Raw genomic sequence first — 19,473 nt, forward strand, 5'->3', positions numbered from 1 at the left:
GTTTTTTACAATTTTACCGCGTACACACAAGTATACCCTTGAAACTCTAAAAAGTCAAAAGCATAGGCAGAATAATCCCCTTTATAATTTATTTCGGCAATACTTTCGGCATCGTCTAAATCGAACTCCTTAACATCAATATGATGCAAAAAACTAAGCCCTTTATGGCTGTAAATTTTATAAAGTGATTCTTTAGCGCCCCAAACTACGGTTAACTTCCTGACAACAGCATCTGAATTTGCTAAGGTTCTATATTCTTCAATGGGCGTAAATTTATGTGCTATTTTTAAAATTTTATCGCGTTGCAATTCAATGTCTATCCCTACTTCATCACTGTGTTGTGCTACAATAATTGCCGTAAAATCATTAGAATGCGTAATTGAAATTTTATTGCCATCTTTCAAATGAGGTTTTCCGTTTTCATCGTAAAATAAATCGTGATCTACGTACCCTGCCTCAGCTAATAAATGTCGGATACTTAAAAAAGCCCTTCGGTGCTGTTCGGATTTCATACCCGCCATTCGTTCAGAACAAACCCTTGTGAGGCTGATATCTTTAGCAAGATCAACTTCAGACTCTGTTACGTTCCAAATGTAAACGGTAATGCTCGGTGTTACGCTAATTGTTTTGTAAAGAGGCATGGCTTTAGTACCTTTGCAACCACTAAAATTTTAGTGGTAAAATTGCTATATAACGAAAGTAAAAATAAAAAAGGATATGAGCACTAAAACTATTCCCTATATACCGTACAAGGTAAAAGATATTTCTCTAGCAAATTGGGGGAGAAAAGAAATTAATTTAGCAGAATCAGAAATGCCAGGACTTATGGCCTTGCGGGAAGAGTATGGTGATGATCAGCCTTTAAAAGGGGCTCGGATCGCTGGATGTTTACATATGACCATACAAACTGCCGTGCTTATTGAAACCTTAGTGGCCTTAGGTGCTGAAGTTACTTGGAGTTCTTGTAATATATTTTCTACTCAAGACCAAGCCGCTGCTGCCATAGCAGACGCTGGAGTTGCTGTTTATGCTTGGAAAGGTATGAACGAACAAGAATTTGATTGGTGTATTGAACAAACCTTATTTTTTGGAGAAGATCGCAAACCTTTAAATATGATTTTAGATGATGGTGGCGATTTAACCAATATGGTCTTAGATCGCTATCCTGAATTAGCAGATGGTATTAAAGGACTTTCTGAGGAAACTACAACTGGTGTACATAGACTTTACGAGCGCATGAAAAAAGGCACTTTACCAATGCCCGCGATTAATGTGAATGACTCCGTAACCAAATCTAAATTTGATAATAAATACGGTTGTCGTGAGAGTGCCGTTGATGCTATTCGAAGAGCAACAGATACTATGCTTGCGGGTAAAAGAGTAGTTGTTGCCGGCTACGGTGATGTAGGTAAAGGAACTGCCGCTTCTTTTAAAGGAGCAGGCTCTATTGTTACCGTTACTGAAATTGACCCTATTTGTGCGCTACAAGCTGCCATGGATGGTTTTGAAGTAAAAAAACTAGAAAATGTAATTGCCAATGCCGATATTGTGATCACCACAACCGGAAATAAAGATATTATTCGTGCAGCACATTTTAAAGCGGTAAAAGACAAAACAATCATTTGCAATATAGGCCATTTTGATAACGAGATTGATATGGCTTGGTTGAACAAAAATTACGGGAATACCAAAGACGAAATTAAACCACAAGTAGATAAATATACTATTGACGGTAAAGATATTATTATTTTGGCAGAAGGTAGGTTAGTGAATTTAGGTTGTGCTACGGGCCACCCTAGTTTTGTGATGAGTAATTCATTTACCAATCAAACACTAGCTCAAATAGAACTCTGGAAATACAGTGAAAAGTATAAAAACGAAGTATATATGCTGCCAAAGCATTTAGATGAAAAAGTGGCTTTTTTACATCTTGCGCGCTTGGGTGTTGAATTAACAGAATTAAGTACGGATCAAGCAGAATATATAGGAGTTACGGTTAAAGGACCTTTTAAACCTGAATATTACAGGTATTAATTTAAAGGGATAAAGCTAAAAATTATAGTTCCAAAAATCCTCGTTTCTATAAAATGGGGATTTTTGGTTTTTTACACCAAGCTAAATGAATATACTTTTAACAGGAGCAACAGGAACACTAGGCTCAAGAGTCTTATACGCGCTATTCGAAGAGCGTTTTAATACCATAACAACTATTTATCTTCCCGTTCGTAAAAAAACCACGGTTCATCCTGAAAAACGTATTCAGAATGTGCTTTTAAGTGAATTTGCCCCGCAATTTATAAAAGATAATTCGGCTGCTATTTTTAATAAAATAATAGTGATTGATGCCGACAATTTTTTAAACCCAGCGTCATTTTTAGGCAATACTACTAAAATAGATTTTTTTATCCACGCAGCTGGCTTTGTCAATTTATCCACCCTTCCAAGTGCAAAAACTGAAATATTTAAAGAAAATTTACAATTCACTAAGGATATATTTTTTGCTTTCCATAAGCACATATCTAAATTTATTTATATCAGTACTGCCTTTGCCTCAGGTAATGTAGGCGGGCGTATTGAAAATGATTTCAGTACTCTAAAAGCAGCGGAGTATCGCAATCATTACGAAGCCTCTAAACATGCTTCAGAGTTATTTTTAATCAAAGCTTGCAAGGAGAAGAATCTTCCCATTCAAATACTACGCCCCAGTGTTTTAGGAGGAAACATATGGGAAAAACCGACCTATTTTATTTCAAAATATATGGTTTTTTACTTGTTTGCGAAATTCTTTAAAAGTGCTCCTACGGATCACAGCGTCCGGATTACCACTACCGAAACTACAGGATTAAATATTATCCCTACGGATTATGCTGCTCAAGTAATTGCCAAAGTAATTTCGAGAGATATTGAACAATTAAATATTGTGCATCGTAAAGAAACAAATATGATGAAGGGTATTGCTCAAATTCTAAACACGGTAGGCTTTACTAATTTTAGTTTCACCACGGATGAAATCAATGCCACAACAGGGTACAAGTCCGAATTAGAGGCTTATTATTATGAAACTATTGGCGTGCATTTACACCCTTATATGACATCTAAACCCAATGAATGGGATACCGAACTTTTAGAAAGTATTTTACCCATTCCGGAGTACACCCTAGAAGAGTATTTGGCAGAAACAGTGGCTTTTGCCGTAAAACATAATTTTAGAAATCAGAAGTGGTAATGGGGCTGTTAGGTTTTAGTTGAGGAACATTCTTTACCTAGTAGCTGTATTCTTTTCCTTATCAAGCCTTGTACTTTTTATAGGCTGGGCTCCCTATTTCACTTCTTACACCCACTACCTAATGGCCATAAGTACGAAAACCCTTCATTATCATTAGTGATAAGAAGGGTTTTATATTGTCGTAAGAAATGAACTCTTAAGCTTCGAAAGGCTCAATAGATACGAAAGATTTTCCTCCCGATTTCTTCTGGAATTTTACCATACCATCTACACGTGCGTGTAAGGTATGATCTTTACCAGCGTATACGTTATCTCCTGGATTGTGTCTAGTTCCACGTTGTCTAACAATAATGTTACCAGCGATAGCGGCTTGACCACCAAAAATCTTAACACCTAAACGTTTTGATTCTGATTCTCTACCGTTTTTAGAACTACCTACACCTTTTTTGTGTGCCATTTTGTTATGGTTTTAAGTTCCTGTTTTGCAACAGGATAAAAGTTATACTTATGCTGGTTTCCCACCATCTAATTCATCTTGCCATTTCTTAAGCTCATCCCACTTACCATCAGCTGCTAATTTAGCTTGTGCTGGCCATGTGTCTGTTACGTGATTTCCACGTACATCAGCGATGATCTCAGAAATTTTAGCTGCGTCGGTTTTAGCCAATTCTGCAAAAGTCGAAATACCTGCCGCTGCTAATGTTTCAGCAATTTTAGGTCCAATACCTTCCACTTTTTTCAAATCATCTACCGCAGTAGCTTTCTTTGGAGCTGCTTTTTTAGGAGCTTCAGCTTTCGCTTTTACTTCCTTCTTTGGAGCTTCCTTTTTTGGAGCGGCTTCTTTTTTAGGAGCTGCTTCTTTCTTTGGAGCTGATTTTTTAGCACCTGAAGTAACAATACTTTCGATAACTAATTCCGTTAAATACTGTCTATGACCGTTTCTAACCTTGTAACCTTTACGTCTTTTTTTCTTAAAAACGATTACCTTATCACCTTTTAGGTGCTTAATGACTTTTGCCTCAACAGCGGCTCCGTCTATAGCTGGGGCGCCAATCGTGATGTTACTACCGTCTTCTAATAAAAGAACATTGTCAAAAGTAACTTTGCTACCTTCTTCTTCTTGTAAACGGTGAACATACACTTTTTGGTCTTTCGCAACTTTAAATTGCTGCCCTGCTATCTCTACAATTGCGTACATAGCTTGTGTTTGTTATTTATCAATAAATCAGTTTGCCTATTTTAAATAGGCGGGTGCAAATATACTGCTAATTACTTAAATTGCAAGATTTTTTTAAAAGAAGTATTTAAAAATTTTATCACTCTTAAATCGCTGGTTTTAAAAGGGTATTTAGCTTCAATGTGAACTGAGTACAGTGCTTTTAATTTTTATGCTGTTTTTTTAAATTATTCGAAGATTTGAATAATTGCATAAATGCCAAGGTTAAGACAATAGAAGTTGCAAAGCCCATGATGGCCACGGTAAAAAAGACAATACCTACTTCTTTGTTGTTATTTTTAAACCACTGCTCTGAAAGCTCTGGTAAAAATTCTAGGTTAATTTCTGTCGCATAGAAAGCAAAAAAAACGGTGAAAATCAAGGTGGCCACGAAGCCCGTAACAATACCGGCTGAAAACCCCCTACCGTAATTAAAGGTATCTCTATTCTCGATGCGCAAGTATTTTATAGCTTCATAAATACCAAAACCGGTAATAACACCATTAAACAGACTGTAAAAAACGTTAGTGTGAAGTCCAAAAAGTGACAGTATTAAAAAATATGCTATTAAAGACCCGCTAGTGGCTATTCCGAATCTTACGGGTAATATAAATCTCATCATTGTTTTACGAATTTTAAAAATGTTGGCTCAAATTAAGGAAAAACTATGAATATTTTTAAAAAGTCATGTTAAAGAGTTAAGATTTTTCTTCATCTAATTAATAAAACTTTTATTTTCGTGTAACAAAATTCAAAATACCGATACTAACCTAGCATGTATATGGTGTATTTGACCAGTTTACAAAAATTGCTAATTTAATTTAAAACACTTATCAAGAATGAAAAGAAATTTATTTCTAGCTGTTACGCTTTCACTAGCGGGAATAACAGCTAAAGCTCAAGAGGTGGCTTATGAAGAATACAAATTGGACAATGGTCTCCATGTTATTCTTCACCAAGACAATAGTGCGCCTTTGGTAACAACATCAGTTATGTACCATGTGGGTGGCAAAGATAGAACAGAAGGAAGAACAGGTTTTGCTCATTTATTTGAACATTTATTGTTTGAAGGAACTGAAAATATCGAAAGAGGAAAATGGTTTGAAATTGTTTCTTCTAACGGAGGCACAAATAATGCAAACACATCTCAGGACAGAACCTATTACTACGAAGTTTTCCCTTCAAATAATTTAGAATTAGGCCTTTGGTTAGAGTCTGAGCGCTTGCTTCATCCCATCATCAACCAAGTAGGTGTTGACACTCAAATTGATGTGGTTAAAGAAGAAAAAAGAAGAAGCTATGACAACAGACCTTATGGTCAAATTTTGCAAGTGGTTGGAGATGCTTTATTTTCAAAACACCCTTACAAAGACCCTAATATTGGGTATATGAAAGATTTAGAGGCAGCTACCCTAGAAGATGTAACTGCTTATAATAAAATGTACTATGTACCTAATAATGCGGTGTTAACCGTAGCTGGTGATATTGATATTGCCAAAACCAAAAAAATGATTCAAGATTATTTTGGCCCTATTAAAAGAGGTGCTGATGTGGTTCGTAATTATCCAAAAGAAGATCCTATAACGGTAGAGACTAAATCAGTTACTTACGATGCGAACATTCAAATTCCAGCCTCTATCATTGGGTATCGCACCCCTGGTTTTAAAGAACGCGATGCCTATGTTCTTCAAATGATTTCTAGTTATTTAAGTGACGGTCCAAGTTCTAAGCTTAATAAAAAAATGGTTGATGATCAAAAACAAGCATTATCAGTAGGTGCTTTTAACATTGATCAAGAAGATTACGGAATGTATCTTGTTTTTTCATTGCCCCTAGGCGAAACAAGTTTAGAGACTTTAAATACAGAGATTGAAGAAGAAATCACGAAAGTGAGAACCGAATTGATTTCAGAAAAAGATTACCAAAAATTACAAAATAAATTTGAAAATCAGTTTGTTAATTCAAATTCAAGTATTGAAGGTATCGCTGGATCATTAGCCACGAATTACATGCTATATGGTGATACTTCTTTAATTAACAAGCAAATTGATATTTACAGATCTATAACTCGTGAGGAAATTAAAACTGTCGCTGACAAGTATTTAAAGCCTAACCAACGTGTTATTATCGATTATTTACCACAAGAAAAACCTGCAAATTAAACACTACAATGAGAAAAATATATATCACCTTAGTTTTTGCATTCGTTGCCTTTGCAACCAATGCACAAATAGACAGGAGTACCATGCCTAAAGCAGGCCCAGCTCCTGAAATTAATTTAAAAGAACCACAACGCTTTGAGCTTAAAAACGGTTTAAAAGTACTAGTGGTAGAAAACCATAAATTACCTAGAGTTTCGGTACAATTACGGATAGACAATCCTCCGGTTGCTGAAGGGAACAAGGCAGGGGTAAGTTCTTTTGTCGCCAGCCTTTTAGGCAATGGATCCACTAATATTTCAAAAGATGCCTTTAACGAAGAAGTAGATTTTTTAGGGGCCAGAATTAATTTTGGCTCACAAAGCGCTTTTGCAAGTTCTTTATCTAAATACTTCCCTAGAATTATGGAATTAATGGCCGATGCTGCCCTTAATCCAAATTTTACTCAGGAAGAATTTGATAAGGAGAAAGAAAAAATCTTAACGAATTTAAAATCTTCGGAAAAAGATATTGGTGCTATTGCAGGCAGAGCACGATCGGCTTTAGCCTACGGAAAAGATCATCCTTACGGAGAATTTACAACCCCTGAAACTGTAGCAAATATTAAACTTGCGGATGTAAAGCAATATTACAGTAACTATTTTGTACCCGCAAATGCCTATTTGATCGTTATTGGCGATGTAAATATAAAGGATGTTGAAAAATTAGTAAAGAAAAACTTTACGCCTTGGACAAAGGCAACACCACCATCATTTCAATTTTCAAAACCAACAGATGCACAATACACACAAATAAATTTTATTGATGTTCCCAATGCCGTACAATCTGAGGTGGCGGTTCAAAGTTTAGTGAACTTAAAAATGGGAGATGCAGACTTTTTCCCTGCATTAATTACCAACCAAATTTTAGGAGGCGGTGGTGAAGGTCGTTTGTTTTTAAATTTGAGAGAAGATAAAGGCTACACCTACGGATCGTACTCCAATATTGGAAATGACAAATACGCTCCCTCAAGATTTACAGCCACAGCACAAGTAAGAAATGCTGTAACGGATAGCGCTGTTGTTGAAATTTTAAAAGAGATTGATAAAATTAGAAAAGAACCTGTTTCTGAGAAAGATTTAGCCAATACAAAATCTAAATATATTGGACGATTTATCATGGCCTTAGAGCGTCCTGAAACTATCGCTGGTTATGCGCTTAATATTGAAACAGAAAACCTTTCTAAAGATTATTACAAAAACTACTTAGAGCGTATTAATGCGGTAACTATTGCTGATGTTCAAAAAGCAGCACAGAAATATTTTAGCACAGAAAATGCAAGAATTGTAGTTGCCGGAAAAGGTAGTGAAGTACTTGAAAACCTTGAAAAGGTAAGCTTTAATGGCAAAACCATTCCTGTGATGTACTATGATAAAATGGTAAATAAAGTAGAAAAACCAGATTACACTGCTGCCATTCCTGAGGGTATGAATGCAAAAACTGTAATTGAAAACTACATGAAAGCCATTGGCGGAAAAGATAAACTCGCTGGTGTATCGTCTTATTCCATGTCAGCAGAAGCCGAAATTCAAGGTATGAAGTTAAACCTTGAAATTAAAAAAACCACCAACGATCAGTTCATGCAAGATGTGAAAATGATGGGGAACTCTATGAGCAAACAAGTTGTGGATGGCAATTCGGGTTATATGGTTATGCAAGGGCAAAGAAAAGATTTAGACGAAACAGAGCTTGCTAAAATAAAAGTTGAATCTGCTCCTTTTGCAGAACTAAACTATGACTTTGAAAATTTACAGCTAGAAGGAGTTGAAGATGTAGATGGTAAAAAGGCGTATAAGATTAAAATTTCTGATGAAAAAGCATCCTTTTACGATGTTACTACTGGTCTAAAAGTACAAGACGTAGTTACTGCTGAAATGAACGGTCAAAAAATGAGCAGTTCTTTTAATTTTTCTAATTACAAGGAAGTTTCAGGAATTTTATTTCCGTTTACTTTAACGCAATCTATGGGTCCTCAAAAAGTAGATTTTAATGTAAATTCAATTAAAGTAAATGAAGGCGTTTCTGATGCCGATTTTGAATAAAGGCCTTAGTCAGTAATGCTAAAAAAGTAGTACTGACCTATCCAAAGGAGAGGGAAACAAAACCTCTAAAGTCTACGTCTAGACTTTAGAGGTTTTTCTTTTTTATTAGTTTAAGTAGATATCATTTAAAGTCTTATGCCGAAAGTATTATCTTTATATTTCAATAAACTTCACATCATGAAAAAATATATTTTAATTGTCTCAGCACTTTTTGTAACTGTTTTATTCTCTTGCAAAGAAAGTACTAAAGCCGAAACTCCGACCCAAATGCAACAGGTAATAGCTGTTCATGACGAAGTGATGCCTAAAATGGGGCATATTGGGAAATTAATTGCTCAATTAGAGGATAAAATTGAAGAAACAGACACCCCTGAAGCTTACATGCAAGCTAGAAAAGACCTACGCGAAGCCAATATAGCAATGATGGATTGGATGAAAACTTTTGGCGATAGTTTTGACGGGGAAGAAATCATGAAAGGAAAAGCCCTAAGTGAAGAAAAACAAAACGTTTTAAACCAGCAAGAAGCTGCCGTAAAAGCACTTAGGGACCAAATAAATACGAGTATTGAGAATGCTGAGAATTTATTGAACTAGGGACTTATGCGATAGGTCGGGCATACTTCATGGACTGCTTATAGCTTACTAACGAAAATCCTCTCAGATTTTCTTTTGAGGAACTAGGTACTATTTTTTATGCTTTGCCCAACAACTAAGGCTACAAAAAACCTTTATCGCAAAGTAATGCAACTTGTTGAAGCGTAAAAATAAAGATCTAAAAAACGCAATAATGCTATGTTTGATGGCCTTTCAAGCACGCCCTCATTCGTGAAAATCAACGATGAAAACGAAAACAAAGAGAAAAGTGCTTGTTTAACCCTTCGGTATAGGTACCAAGCTTTTTAATGGTGTACTAGTGACAATTCACTTTTTAAACCCCTTCTAAGCTATTCTTTCCATCTTAATGTTTCCATAATAGCGCGCATATCTGCTTGTAGGTAATTGGCAGCAGGCAAGATAGAATCGTAATTTGGTTTTGTATAAAAGTAGACCGAACCCGTCACAAAATGATGAATACTATCGGTTACGTAAAACTGCGATTGAGAAGCAGCATCACCTATAATTTGAAAATACGTGCCATATACTTTATCATCTTCATTTATAAAAGTTCTGGGCTCAATATGATCTGCCTTCCTCATGTGTTCGAAAGATAATTTTTGGGCGTCACCAATTAAGGTCTCTAAATTGTTTTGAATTGCTTTATAGGTAATAAAAATAGACCCTTTCATGGCCGGGTAGTCTAAAACAATAGCATTTTTATTTTTGACAACAGGCTTCGCTAATTCGTTATAATTAAAAATAAAACTATCATTTTCAAACTGTGCCTCAACAGGTGTTGGAAAATCTAACCGGAGCATTGCTTTTGGCTTCGGAACATACACCTCTTCTTGACAAGCTATAAATAATAAAAAAAACAGTATTACAAATCCAGAAATTTTAAAGTTCATTTGGTAATGTTATTTTAATTTGCTTTAATCTTTTTTTATCTAAGCTTTCTACTACAAAGGCATACTCTTTAAAACTTATGATCTCGCCGCGCTTAGGAAAGCTACCTGCTATTTCTAAAACAAAACCTGCAATGGTTTCGGACTCTCCTTTACGTTCTTCAAAATCGTTCTCATCATCAATCTTAACCACTCTGTAAAAATCTTTCAAGGTGGTTTTACCATCAAAAACATAATTAGTTTCGTCTAGTTTGGAGTAAATTAAATCTTCATCATCAAACTCATCACTTATATCGCCTACTATTTCTTCGATAATATCTTCTAGCGTAACAATACCTGAAGTACCTCCAAACTCATCCACAACAATCGCTAAATGATTTTTCTTTTCTTGAAATTCTAGCAGCAAATCATCTAACTTTTTGTTTTCAGGCACAAAGTAAGGTTCTCGGATAAGATTCATCCAATTAAAGGTCTTACGGTCAATGTAAGGCAATAAATCTTTTACATATAAAACACCTTTAACATTATCTACATTTTCAGAATAAACAGGAATTCTTGAATAGCCCATTTTTTTTATTTCTTCTAAAACTTCGAGATATTTCATTTCGGTATTCAATGCAAAAATATCAATTCTGGGACGCATAACCTGTTTGGTATCCGTATTTCCAAAAGACACTATACCTTCTAATATTTTCTGCTCCTCTTTGGTTGTATCACCTTCAGAGGTAAGCTCTAAAGCTTGAGATAAGTGATCGACACTTAAACTCGATTTTTGCTTTCCTAACCTGCTGTGTAAAAATATCGTTGCCGAGCGCATAGGTGCACTTAAAGGTGTAAACAAAAAATCTAGTGCCCTTAAAGGAAAAGCCATCATGTGGGCAAATGTTTTTTGATTTCTATTGGCGTATACTTTGGGTAATATTTCACCAAACATTAAAATCAAAAAAGTTACAACGACCACTTCCAGTAAAAAACGAACAGAAATAAACCCTAAAATTCGATAGGTGATGTCTGAAAAAATGACATCGCCAATAGCACTAAACAATAACACAATGGCAATATTAATGGTATTGTTGGCAATTAATATGGTCGCTAAAAGCTTTTTAGGTTTTTCTAAAAGTTTAACAATAATATTTCCTTTAGTAGACTTTTCATCTTCGATGGTATTTACCTCGGTACCTGAGAGTCCGAAAAATGCGACCTCGGCACCTGAAATTAGCGCAGAGCAAAAAAGTAAAATAAAAAGAATACCTATCTTAAAGGCTAAAGCACTATCAAAAACAACACTTAATACGGTACTAAAGGGGTCTGGGTCCAAAGATTATAATTTAGGTTTTAAATTAAAAGGGTAGATCATCTTCTTGATGGGGTTCATTCGAGGGAGAAGATGCTGCTTGTGTTGTACTGCTATTTTGTGTATTTTGAGTGGCAGTATTGGGTTCGTTACCCTGACTATTGCCAGAATTTGATTTGGTTGTCAAAAAAGTAAAATCTTGCACATGTACTTCGGTGGTATAGCGTGGTTGACCATCTTCTCCTTGCCACTGCCTATTTTTTAAGCGGCCTTCAACATATACCTTATCGCCTTTACTTAAATATTTTTCACAGATTTCTGCTGCTTTATTGCGAATCACAATGTTATGCCAGTCTGTATTGACTACTTTTTCACCAGTTTGTTTATTGGTATACGATTCATTGGTAGCTAATGGAAAGCGCCCTATGCAATTACCGCCTTCAAAATAATGAACTTTTACTTCGTCGCCTAAATGTCCTATTAACATGACCTTATTTAATGTACCGCTCATAACCAAAATATTTTGTCAAAAATACTAAAATTTAAATGCATTTATAAAATCTGCGATTAAAACTGGTACAGGATATTCATATACTTCTGAAACAGGTATCCTATCTTTCATTTCATCCGTTATACTCACAATCCAAAAAGTGGTGTATAAATGCTGGTGCGACAGCTTATGAACAATTTCGGTCGTGTTATACTGATACACCTCAAACGCATTTTTAAAATTAAATTGCTTTTCAATTTCACTTTTAATTTTAGACGCCGCTAAGCTTTGATCAGATTCTACTAAGGGAAATTCATATAAGTTTTGCCAAATACCCTTTCCTGTTCTTTTTCTAAGGATTGTTTTCTTTTGATCATCTAGTAGAACAAGGTAATTAAAATACCTTAGCTTTACTTTTAATTTTTTAAGTTTTACAGGAAGCGCATCAATTCTTCCCTCCTTTAAAGCTACACAACTATTTTGCAAGGGGCAAGCCCCACAGTTTGGATTCCTAGGCACACACTGGATAGCACCAAATTCCATAATAGCTTGGTTATATTCACGAATTGCTTCAACATCCATGACGCGCTCTGCTAATGCTTTAAAATAGTGAATACCCTCCGAACTGTTTATGGCTAATGAAACTCCATAATAACGGGCTAAAACTCGATATACGTTGCCATCTACCACAGCCTCGGGCCTATTAAAGCTAATCGACGCTATGGCACTCGCAGTATAATCGCCCACCCCTTTTAACTTTATGAGCTCTTTGTAGGAATCGGGAAAGCGAGCATTGTATTTATCCGTTACTATTTTGGCGGTCGCATGTAGGTTTCTAGCCCTGGAATAGTACCCCAGCCCTTGCCAAAGTTTTAAAACTTTTTCCTCACTAGCAGCAGCTAGATGTTGTACGGTCGGAAAATTATCAATAAATTTCAAATAATAAGGCGTACCTTGAGCAACTCGGGTTTGTTGCAACATAATTTCTGATAGCCAAATATGATACGCATCAGTTGTGTTCCTCCAAGGAAGCTCTCTTTTATTCTTGGCATACCAAAGCAAAATTTGTTTTGAAAATATCATGAAGAAATAATTAACCTATATTTTTGTGCAAAAATACGGAGTAAGAAAAATAATTTGTTTTATTATTCATGTAAAGAGTAGAAATTAAGTATAGCAATAGGTAGCGACCATTTTAAACTAAAAAAAAACCTTAAAAAACCCTATTATTCGACGATAAAATCACACAAGAATCGCTCTATCGCCAAAAGTAATGGTTTATATGCTTAAAAATGAAGTTCTTTAATGCGAACATTGAATTTTAATTTATATATTTGCAACCCGAAAAAACATAGATAAATCTAGTACAGAAAATGACGAAAGCGGATATTGTAACGAAAATCTCAGAAAAACTGGGAATTGAAAAAGGAGATGTACAGGCTACTGTAGAATCTTTTATGGAAGAGGTTAAATATTCATTGGAAAATGGAGACAATGTATATTTAAGAGGTTTTGGTAGTTTCATTATCAAAACAAGAGCTGAAAAAACAGGTAGAAATATTTCAAAAAATACTACCATTAAAATTCCGGCACACAATATTCCTTCTTTTAAACCAGCAAAGGTTTTCGTAGAAAGCGTAAAGAGTAACGTAGAAGTAAAATAAAATATTAATCCTAAAAAGTCATAATTTATGCCAAGTGGTAAAAAAAGAAAAAGACATAAGGTAGCTACACACAAGCGCAAGAAGCGTAGAAGAGCTAACCGTCACAAGAAAAAGTAGTTGTATCAACTACTTTTTCGTTTTAAAACGTTCATTGACATAGAAATTCGTGAACGAATTTCATCAGGTTTTAAAGAACCTGTTACATACATTGTTTAATCATTTATTTAACCACTACCTTATCGTAGGTTGCGCTTAAATAAATAAAAATTGATTCAGGTGAATAGAGAATTAATCGTAAGATCTAGTTCCGATACCGTCGATTTTGCCCTATTAAAAGATGGAAAATTAACAGAGCTTCAAAAAGTAGAAGACAGTAATAATTTCTCAGTTGGCGATATTTTTATCGCAAAAGTTAGAAAACCTGTTACTGGATTAAATGCTGCTTTTGTAAATGTGGGTTATGAAAAAGATGCTTTTTTGCATTATCATGATTTAGGCCCACAGCTTTCTACCATGCTTAAGTTTATAAAAAATGCAAGTACTGGTAAATTAAAAGATTTTTCATTAAAAGATTTTCCGTTTGAAGATGATATTAATAAAGATGGTGTTATTACCGATGTAATAAAAGCAAACCAATCGTTATTAGTGCAAGTTGTTAAAGAACCAATATCTACAAAAGGACCACGAATTAGCTCTGAATTGTCTATCGCAGGACGATACTTAGTTATGGTTCCCTTCTCGGAACGCGTTTCTGTTTCTCAAAAAATAGAAAGCGGAGAAGAAAAAGACAGACTTAAAAGACTTGTTAAAAGTATTAAGCCTAAAGGATTTGGTGTTATTATTAGAACAGTTGCAGAAGGCAAAAAAGTCGCAGAACTCGACAAAGATCTACAAAACCTACTGACAAAATGGTCAGTAATGTGCAAAAAATTATATAAAGCCCCGCACCCGTCAAAAGTTCTCGTAGAACTTAACAGGGCATCGTCTATCCTTAGAGACGTTTTCAACGATTCTTTTACAGGAATTTATGTTGATGATGAAGTGCTTTATGAAGAAGTTAAAGATTATGTGGCAGAAATTGCCCCAGAGAAAGAATCTATTGTTAAATTGTACAGTGATCATACTACTCCGATTTTTGAAAAATTTGGAATAGAACGACAAATAAAAACTTCATTTGGTCGCACCGCGGCTATGAGCAAAGGTGCCTATCTTATCATAGAACACACTGAAGCGCTACACGTAGTAGATGTAAATAGTGGAAACCGCTCTAACAAAGCAAAAAATCAAGAAGATACCGCATTAGAAGTAAATCTTCTAGCCGCTTCTGAAATTGCAAGACAATTACGCCTAAGAGATATGGGTGGTATTATTGTGGTTGATTTTATTGATATGACCAAAGGAGAAAACAGGAGAAAACTTTTTGATCATCTTAGAGATGAAATGAAAGATGATCGTGCAAAGCATAAAATTTTGCCTCCTAGTAAGTTTGGACTGATACAAATTACAAGACAACGGGTAAGGCCCGAAATGAATATTAAGACAACAGAGGAAGACCCCAATCAAAAAGGAAAAGAGGTTGAAGCTCCTATTGTTTTAATCGATAAAATAAATGCTGATCTTGAAAAATTACTCAACGGTCCGGCCAAGGATAATGTTATTACTTTAAACATTCATCCGTTTATCGCAGCCTTTATAAGCAAAGGCTTCCCATCCATACGCACTAAGTGGTTCTTAGAGCATAAAAAATGGATTAAAATACAACCCAGAGATGCGTATACGTATCTAGAATACCGTTTTAAGAATAAAGACGGAAAAACCATATATTAAATTTTAAAAGCGACTCCAAAACGGGTCGCTTTTTTTGTTTAAAAAATATCCTATTTTAGTACTTTAAAATTTTATATAATTTTATGCAAGTTTCATATGCCGTATTACCTGAAAGAGTAAAGGCAGCAATCATTGATAGTATCGTATTAATAGTCATGATGTACGCCGTATCTGAGTTGTTTGGAGTTTTTGAAACTGTTCCAGATTCATTTAGAATTCTAGCGTTCATCTCAATTTTCATACTTTATGATCCTATATTAACAAGCATATATGGAGGAACAATAGGTCATTCTTTTAGCAAAATTTTGGTTAAAAGCGCAAAAAATCCTTTAAAAAATATTTCTTTTCCCTTAGCCATAATCCGTTTTATTATAAAATTCTTTTTGGGTTGGCTATCCCTATTAACCGTTACTTCAAATGAAAAAAGAAAAGCACTCCATGATTTTGCTGTTAATTCAATTGTAATTCGTGAAGAGCCTGAAATCTTAGAATAAATGTTTAACACTACACCTTCATACACCCTTCATGAAGCTACAAAAAAAATTGAAAGCTACTGCGCTTATCAAGATAGGTGCCACAAAGAAGTGGAGAAAAAACTCCGTGAAATGGGGATGATTCCCATAGCTATCAACCAAATTATAGGGCACTTAATTCAAGAAAATTATTTAAACGAGGAGCGTTTTGCAAGAAGTTATGCCAGGGGAAAGTTCAATATTAAAAAATGGGGTAAAAAACGTATTGTAAACGACCTAAAACAGCGCGATATCTCTAAATACAACATAAGCTCGGCATTAAAAGAAATTGATGAGCATGAGTATCTCGAGGCCTTAGACGCGCTTGCCAGGAAGAGATTAGCAGCCATTACCGAAAAAAATAGTCAGAAAAGAAAAAAAAAGTTAGCTGATTATCTTTTATATCGGGGTTGGGAAAGTCATTTAGTATATGAAAAAATCACTATGCTGATAAAATAAAGCGTAGCGATTGGTCTTCGACAAGCTCAGACAGGCATTAGTTTTCATGATTGTCTGTTTAGAAAAAATTATAATTTTAGTATCATTCAAATAATGAAGTTTACAACGATGAATTAAACTACTCTGTTGAGCCCTTCGACTTAGGTCAGGACAGGGCCTATTGAGGCATTTTAGCAAGGTCTTCGACAAGCTCAGACTCACATTAGTTTTCATTATTAGCCTAATAAAAACCTTTTTTTATTTGCAGTATTTTTCAACTTTCTAAAATCACAATTACTAGTTCCATTGCTTTGCTGAACTTGTCGAAGCATTTTTTAAAAACAAAAAAAACCAAACTATTTATAAAAAATAATTTGGTTTCCTAAAAAGATAAAATATTTTACTACAAATTAAATACAGCTCCAAAACTAAACACAAACTGGTTGTGTAATTCTTCAGCTGGTGTTAAAGTTTCTGTTTTATATTTTGCAAATGGCAAAGAGGCTTCTGCAAACAAACCAAAACCATCACTAAAAAAGTAACGCGTTCCTAAATGTCCACCAAAGTTTTTTAAGCCTAAATTTAAACCTGGGTATACATCCATATTGTCAGGCAATTCCATAACGCTACCTAAGTTTGCATTGAAACGTACTTTTACGTCGAATCGATCTACAAAATCAGCATTTATAACTTCTTCTACACCTAAAATATAAGAAGTTGTTGCTCCAATCGAGAAATTTTCTCCCATCCCGTAATCGTAACCCAATACCAATCCTGTTCCGTTCTCTTGAAAGTTGATACCTACTTGAAACTTTGCGTCATCTTTTCCGCTGTATGCCTGAGCATTGACAAAAGAAACTCCAAGAATCATAGTTAAAATGACTAGTGTTTTTTTCATGATTTATTATTTAAGTTTTTGTGATATTCAAATTATGGGCGCAAAGATACTTATTATTAGCTAATTGTATTGCGCAAATAACGGTTTGTTCTTGTAATTGCTTTTTCATTTTTTTTATCAATCCATTTTTGGCCTTGACGCTTACGCATAAAAGTATCGTAATACCGCATGATAAAAATATTATAAAAGGCTTTACCTAAGTTTTTCGGATCCCGAGCTATGGCTCGTAAACTCATGGAAAAGCCAGGGGTTATATATTTCATATAATGCCAATAGCCTTCAGGGATGTACAACACGTCACCGTGTTTTAAATTTGTGGTATACCCGGTTGCATTTTTCAATGCAGGCCATTGCTCAAAATCAGGATCAGAAAAATTGATACTTTCATGGGTGATTAAAGAGTGTGGTACTTTGTACAGATGTTTATTCTGAGATTGATCGAATAAGATAACCTCTTTTTTTCCTTCAAAATGAAAATGAAAAATATTGGCTAAATCAATATCATAATGCATGAAGGTATAAGAATTGGTACCCCCAAAAAATAGCATTGGCAAACTTTTCAGTAACTTTAATCCAAAATCAGGATAGGTAAAATCGTTTTGTAATTGCGGTACTTCTTTTAATATATTCCACAAAAAAATACGAAATTTGGTAGGCTCTTTTTTGAGCAAGTCTACATAATCAGCCATTTTCATTTTGGCATGAGGTTCATTAAAACCATCCTTATGACTTACCGGGCGATCGTCGTACAAGGGCACTATTTTGTCACCAGCAACGGCTTTCATATAGTCTAAATTCCATTTCGTATACGCAGGCCATTCTTCAATAAAACCTTGAATTACTACAGGTTTTTGAGGTTTAAAATACTGCTCTATAAAATCGCTTTTAGAGATACGATCTACTGATGGAATAGCTGTCAAATGCAATGTAAATCAATTTTAAAATGACTTCAAAAATAAAAATACCCACTAAGTTAACTCCAAATACTAAGACGTTTTTGCTTTAGCTTTCGCTGCTTCATTCCGCTCAATGGCATGACCAGGTCTTGACCATTTTGGTTTTTCTCCTAATGTTTTATATTCAGAATCTTGTGCTTCTACAGTTTTGGGTTGCGAAACTTTAGTAAATGGTTTTTGCGGATTTAAGCCTAAAAGCTGAAACATTTCCATGTCTTGATTTACATCAGGATTTGGAGTCGTTAACAATTTGTCACCTGCAAAAATGGAATTTGCTCCTGCAAAAAAGCACATCGCCTGCCCTTCTCTACTCATTTCTGTTCTCCCTGCTGAAAGTCTCACTTGTGTTTCTGGCATCACAATTCTGGTGGTAGCCACCATACGGATCATATCCCAAATAGCAATGGGTTCAATATCTTCCATGGGGGTGCCTTCTACAGCCACTAAAGCGTTTATCGGCACTGATTCTGGTTGTGGGTTAAGCGATGCTAAAGCGACTAGCATTCCTGCTCTATCTTCTAATTTTTCTCCCATCCCGATAATACCACCGCTACATACCGTAACATTGGTTTTACGCACGTTGCTAATGGTATCTAAACGATCTTCAAAAGCTCGGGTAGAAATAACATCTTTATAATAATCTTCAGACGTGTCTAAATTATGATTGTAAGCGTATAACCCTGCTTCAGCCAAACGTTTTGCTTGGTTTTCAGTAATCATCCCTAAGGTACAGCACACTTCCATATCGAGTTTGTTGATGGTCCGCACCATTTCTAGCACCTGATCAAATTCTGCCCCGTCTTTTACATTACGCCATGCGGCACCCATACAAACTCTAGAACTACCAGAAGCTTTTGCTCTAAGCGCTTGCGCTTTTACATGCGGTACGGTCATTAAATCGTTACCTTCTACGTTGGTGTGGTACCGAGCGGCTTGCGGACAATAGCCACAATCTTCAGGGCAACCACCCGTTTTTATAGAAATTAAAGTAGATACCTGAACCGTATTGGGGTCGTGGTGTTCTCTATGTATGGTGGCAGCATCGTATAGCAACTCCATTAAAGGTTTGTTGTAGATGTCTAATATCTCTTGTCTTGTCCAGTTGTGTCTTGTCTCGCTCATGTAGCTCAAATATATCAGGCTCAAAAATAACCTATTTGTTATTCATATCCCAAAAAAGAAAATTTATGATTTTAAAATTTTGACTTTT

The 19,473-nt window shown here is 35.2% G+C and carries 20 protein-coding genes; 9 read left to right on the forward strand and 11 right to left on the reverse strand.

Translation table 11 applies throughout. The annotated features are described in order from the left end of the window. Positions 1–5: 5 nt before the first annotated feature. A complete protein-coding gene (locus GQ45_RS09045) occupies positions 6–641 on the reverse strand; it encodes a 4'-phosphopantetheinyl transferase superfamily protein (RefSeq protein WP_047416962.1) in 636 nt (211 codons plus the stop codon). Positions 642–717: 76 nt separating this feature from the next. Between GQ45_RS09045 and ahcY the strand changes: the two genes are divergently transcribed. Together ahcY and GQ45_RS09055 are read left to right on the forward strand one after the other, a co-directional pair. Further along, positions 718–2,034 carry an adenosylhomocysteinase gene (gene ahcY / locus GQ45_RS09050; protein ID WP_047416964.1) on the forward strand — a complete coding sequence of 439 codons (1,317 nt, stop codon included), beginning with the start codon at positions 718–720 and terminating at the stop codon, positions 2,032–2,034. A gap of 85 nt (positions 2,035–2,119) precedes the next feature. Then, complete coding sequence (locus GQ45_RS09055) at positions 2,120–3,226, forward strand: SDR family oxidoreductase (protein ID WP_047416966.1); 1,107 nt, start codon at positions 2,120–2,122, stop codon at positions 3,224–3,226. 196 nt (positions 3,227–3,422) lie between these two features. Here GQ45_RS09055 and rpmA read toward each other — a convergent pair whose 3' ends face one another. The 3 genes from rpmA to GQ45_RS09070 all read right to left on the reverse strand — a co-directional run bounded on the left by rpmA (position 3,423) and on the right by GQ45_RS09070 (position 5,064). Further along, positions 3,423–3,683 carry a 50S ribosomal protein L27 gene (rpmA, locus tag GQ45_RS09060; protein WP_047416970.1) on the reverse strand — a complete coding sequence of 87 codons (261 nt, stop codon included), beginning with the start codon at positions 3,681–3,683 and terminating at the stop codon, positions 3,423–3,425. Positions 3,684–3,731: 48 nt separating this feature from the next. After that, positions 3,732–4,424, reverse strand: coding sequence for a 50S ribosomal protein L21 (gene rplU, locus GQ45_RS09065; protein ID WP_047416972.1), 693 nt, complete (start codon positions 4,422–4,424; stop codon positions 3,732–3,734). A gap of 181 nt (positions 4,425–4,605) precedes the next feature. Beyond that, positions 4,606–5,064 carry a DUF4199 domain-containing protein gene (locus tag GQ45_RS09070; RefSeq protein WP_047416975.1) on the reverse strand — a complete coding sequence of 153 codons (459 nt, stop codon included), beginning with the start codon at positions 5,062–5,064 and terminating at the stop codon, positions 4,606–4,608. Positions 5,065–5,281: 217 nt separating this feature from the next. Between GQ45_RS09070 and GQ45_RS09075 the strand changes: the two genes are divergently transcribed. The 3 genes from GQ45_RS09075 to GQ45_RS09085 all read left to right on the forward strand — a co-directional run bounded on the left by GQ45_RS09075 (position 5,282) and on the right by GQ45_RS09085 (position 9,276). Further along, entirely contained in the window at positions 5,282–6,604 is a 1,323-nt protein-coding gene (locus tag GQ45_RS09075; RefSeq protein WP_047416982.1) for a pitrilysin family protein, read from the forward strand. Between the two features lie 8 nt (positions 6,605–6,612). Further along, positions 6,613–8,682 (forward strand): pitrilysin family protein, encoded by a 2,070-nt coding sequence (locus tag GQ45_RS09080; RefSeq protein ID WP_047416987.1) that lies wholly within the window; start codon positions 6,613–6,615, stop codon positions 8,680–8,682. A 177-nt stretch (positions 8,683–8,859) separates the two neighbouring features. Beyond that, the gene (locus tag GQ45_RS09085) at positions 8,860–9,276 is read left to right on the forward strand and encodes a hypothetical protein (protein ID WP_047416989.1); all 417 of its coding nucleotides are present in this window, start codon (positions 8,860–8,862) and stop codon (positions 9,274–9,276) included. A gap of 350 nt (positions 9,277–9,626) precedes the next feature. Here GQ45_RS09085 and gldD read toward each other — a convergent pair whose 3' ends face one another. From gldD to mutY, 4 genes are read right to left on the reverse strand one after another with little or no spacing between them, the layout of a single operon-like run. Continuing rightward, positions 9,627–10,187, reverse strand: a complete 561-nt coding sequence (gene gldD / locus GQ45_RS09090; RefSeq protein ID WP_047416992.1) for a gliding motility lipoprotein GldD — start codon at positions 10,185–10,187, stop codon at positions 9,627–9,629. Further along, entirely contained in the window at positions 10,177–11,502 is a 1,326-nt protein-coding gene (locus GQ45_RS09095; RefSeq protein WP_047416994.1) for a gliding motility-associated protein GldE, read from the reverse strand. The genes gldD and GQ45_RS09095 overlap by 11 nt, the downstream gene beginning before the upstream one ends. A 22-nt stretch (positions 11,503–11,524) precedes the next feature. After that, the gene (locus GQ45_RS09100) at positions 11,525–11,989 is read right to left on the reverse strand and encodes a single-stranded DNA-binding protein (RefSeq protein WP_047416996.1); all 465 of its coding nucleotides are present in this window, start codon (positions 11,987–11,989) and stop codon (positions 11,525–11,527) included. A 24-nt stretch (positions 11,990–12,013) separates the two neighbouring features. Further along, a complete protein-coding gene (gene mutY / locus GQ45_RS09105; RefSeq protein ID WP_047416999.1) occupies positions 12,014–13,051 on the reverse strand; it encodes an A/G-specific adenine glycosylase in 1,038 nt (345 codons plus the stop codon). Between the two features lie 290 nt (positions 13,052–13,341). On the opposite strand from mutY, the gene GQ45_RS09110 reads away from it, so the two are divergent. The 4 genes from GQ45_RS09110 to GQ45_RS09125 all read left to right on the forward strand — a co-directional run bounded on the left by GQ45_RS09110 (position 13,342) and on the right by GQ45_RS09125 (position 16,430). Beyond that, positions 13,342–13,632, forward strand: a complete 291-nt coding sequence (locus tag GQ45_RS09110) for an HU family DNA-binding protein (RefSeq protein ID WP_047417000.1) — start codon at positions 13,342–13,344, stop codon at positions 13,630–13,632. 276 nt (positions 13,633–13,908) lie between these two features. Beyond that, positions 13,909–15,459, forward strand: coding sequence for a ribonuclease E/G (locus GQ45_RS09115; RefSeq protein WP_047420245.1), 1,551 nt, complete (start codon positions 13,909–13,911; stop codon positions 15,457–15,459). Positions 15,460–15,542: 83 nt separating this feature from the next. Continuing rightward, complete coding sequence (locus GQ45_RS09120; protein WP_047417003.1) at positions 15,543–15,953, forward strand: RDD family protein; 411 nt, start codon at positions 15,543–15,545, stop codon at positions 15,951–15,953. Beyond that, positions 15,954–16,430 (forward strand): regulatory protein RecX, encoded by a 477-nt coding sequence (locus GQ45_RS09125; protein WP_047417005.1) that lies wholly within the window; start codon positions 15,954–15,956, stop codon positions 16,428–16,430. Between the two features lie 382 nt (positions 16,431–16,812). Here the strand turns inward: GQ45_RS09125 and GQ45_RS09130 are convergent, their stop codons facing one another. The 3 genes from GQ45_RS09130 to bioB are packed head-to-tail and all read right to left on the reverse strand — an operon-like array spanning position 16,813 to position 19,385. Next, positions 16,813–17,307: a DUF6646 family protein gene (locus tag GQ45_RS09130; protein ID WP_047417007.1), complete on the reverse strand. Its 495-nt coding sequence runs from the start codon at positions 17,305–17,307 to the stop codon at positions 16,813–16,815. 56 nt (positions 17,308–17,363) lie between these two features. Then, the gene (locus GQ45_RS09135) at positions 17,364–18,233 is read right to left on the reverse strand and encodes a cupin-like domain-containing protein (RefSeq protein WP_047417009.1); all 870 of its coding nucleotides are present in this window, start codon (positions 18,231–18,233) and stop codon (positions 17,364–17,366) included. Between the two features lie 60 nt (positions 18,234–18,293). Further along, on the reverse strand, positions 18,294–19,385 hold the full coding sequence (gene bioB / locus GQ45_RS09140) for a biotin synthase BioB (protein WP_047417012.1): 1,092 nt from the start codon (positions 19,383–19,385) through the stop codon (positions 18,294–18,296). Positions 19,386–19,473 lie beyond the last annotated feature (88 nt).

Origin of the sequence: Cellulophaga sp. Hel_I_12, assembly GCF_000799565.1 — a bacterium.
Lineage (GTDB): Bacteria > Bacteroidota > Bacteroidia > Flavobacteriales > Flavobacteriaceae > Cellulophaga.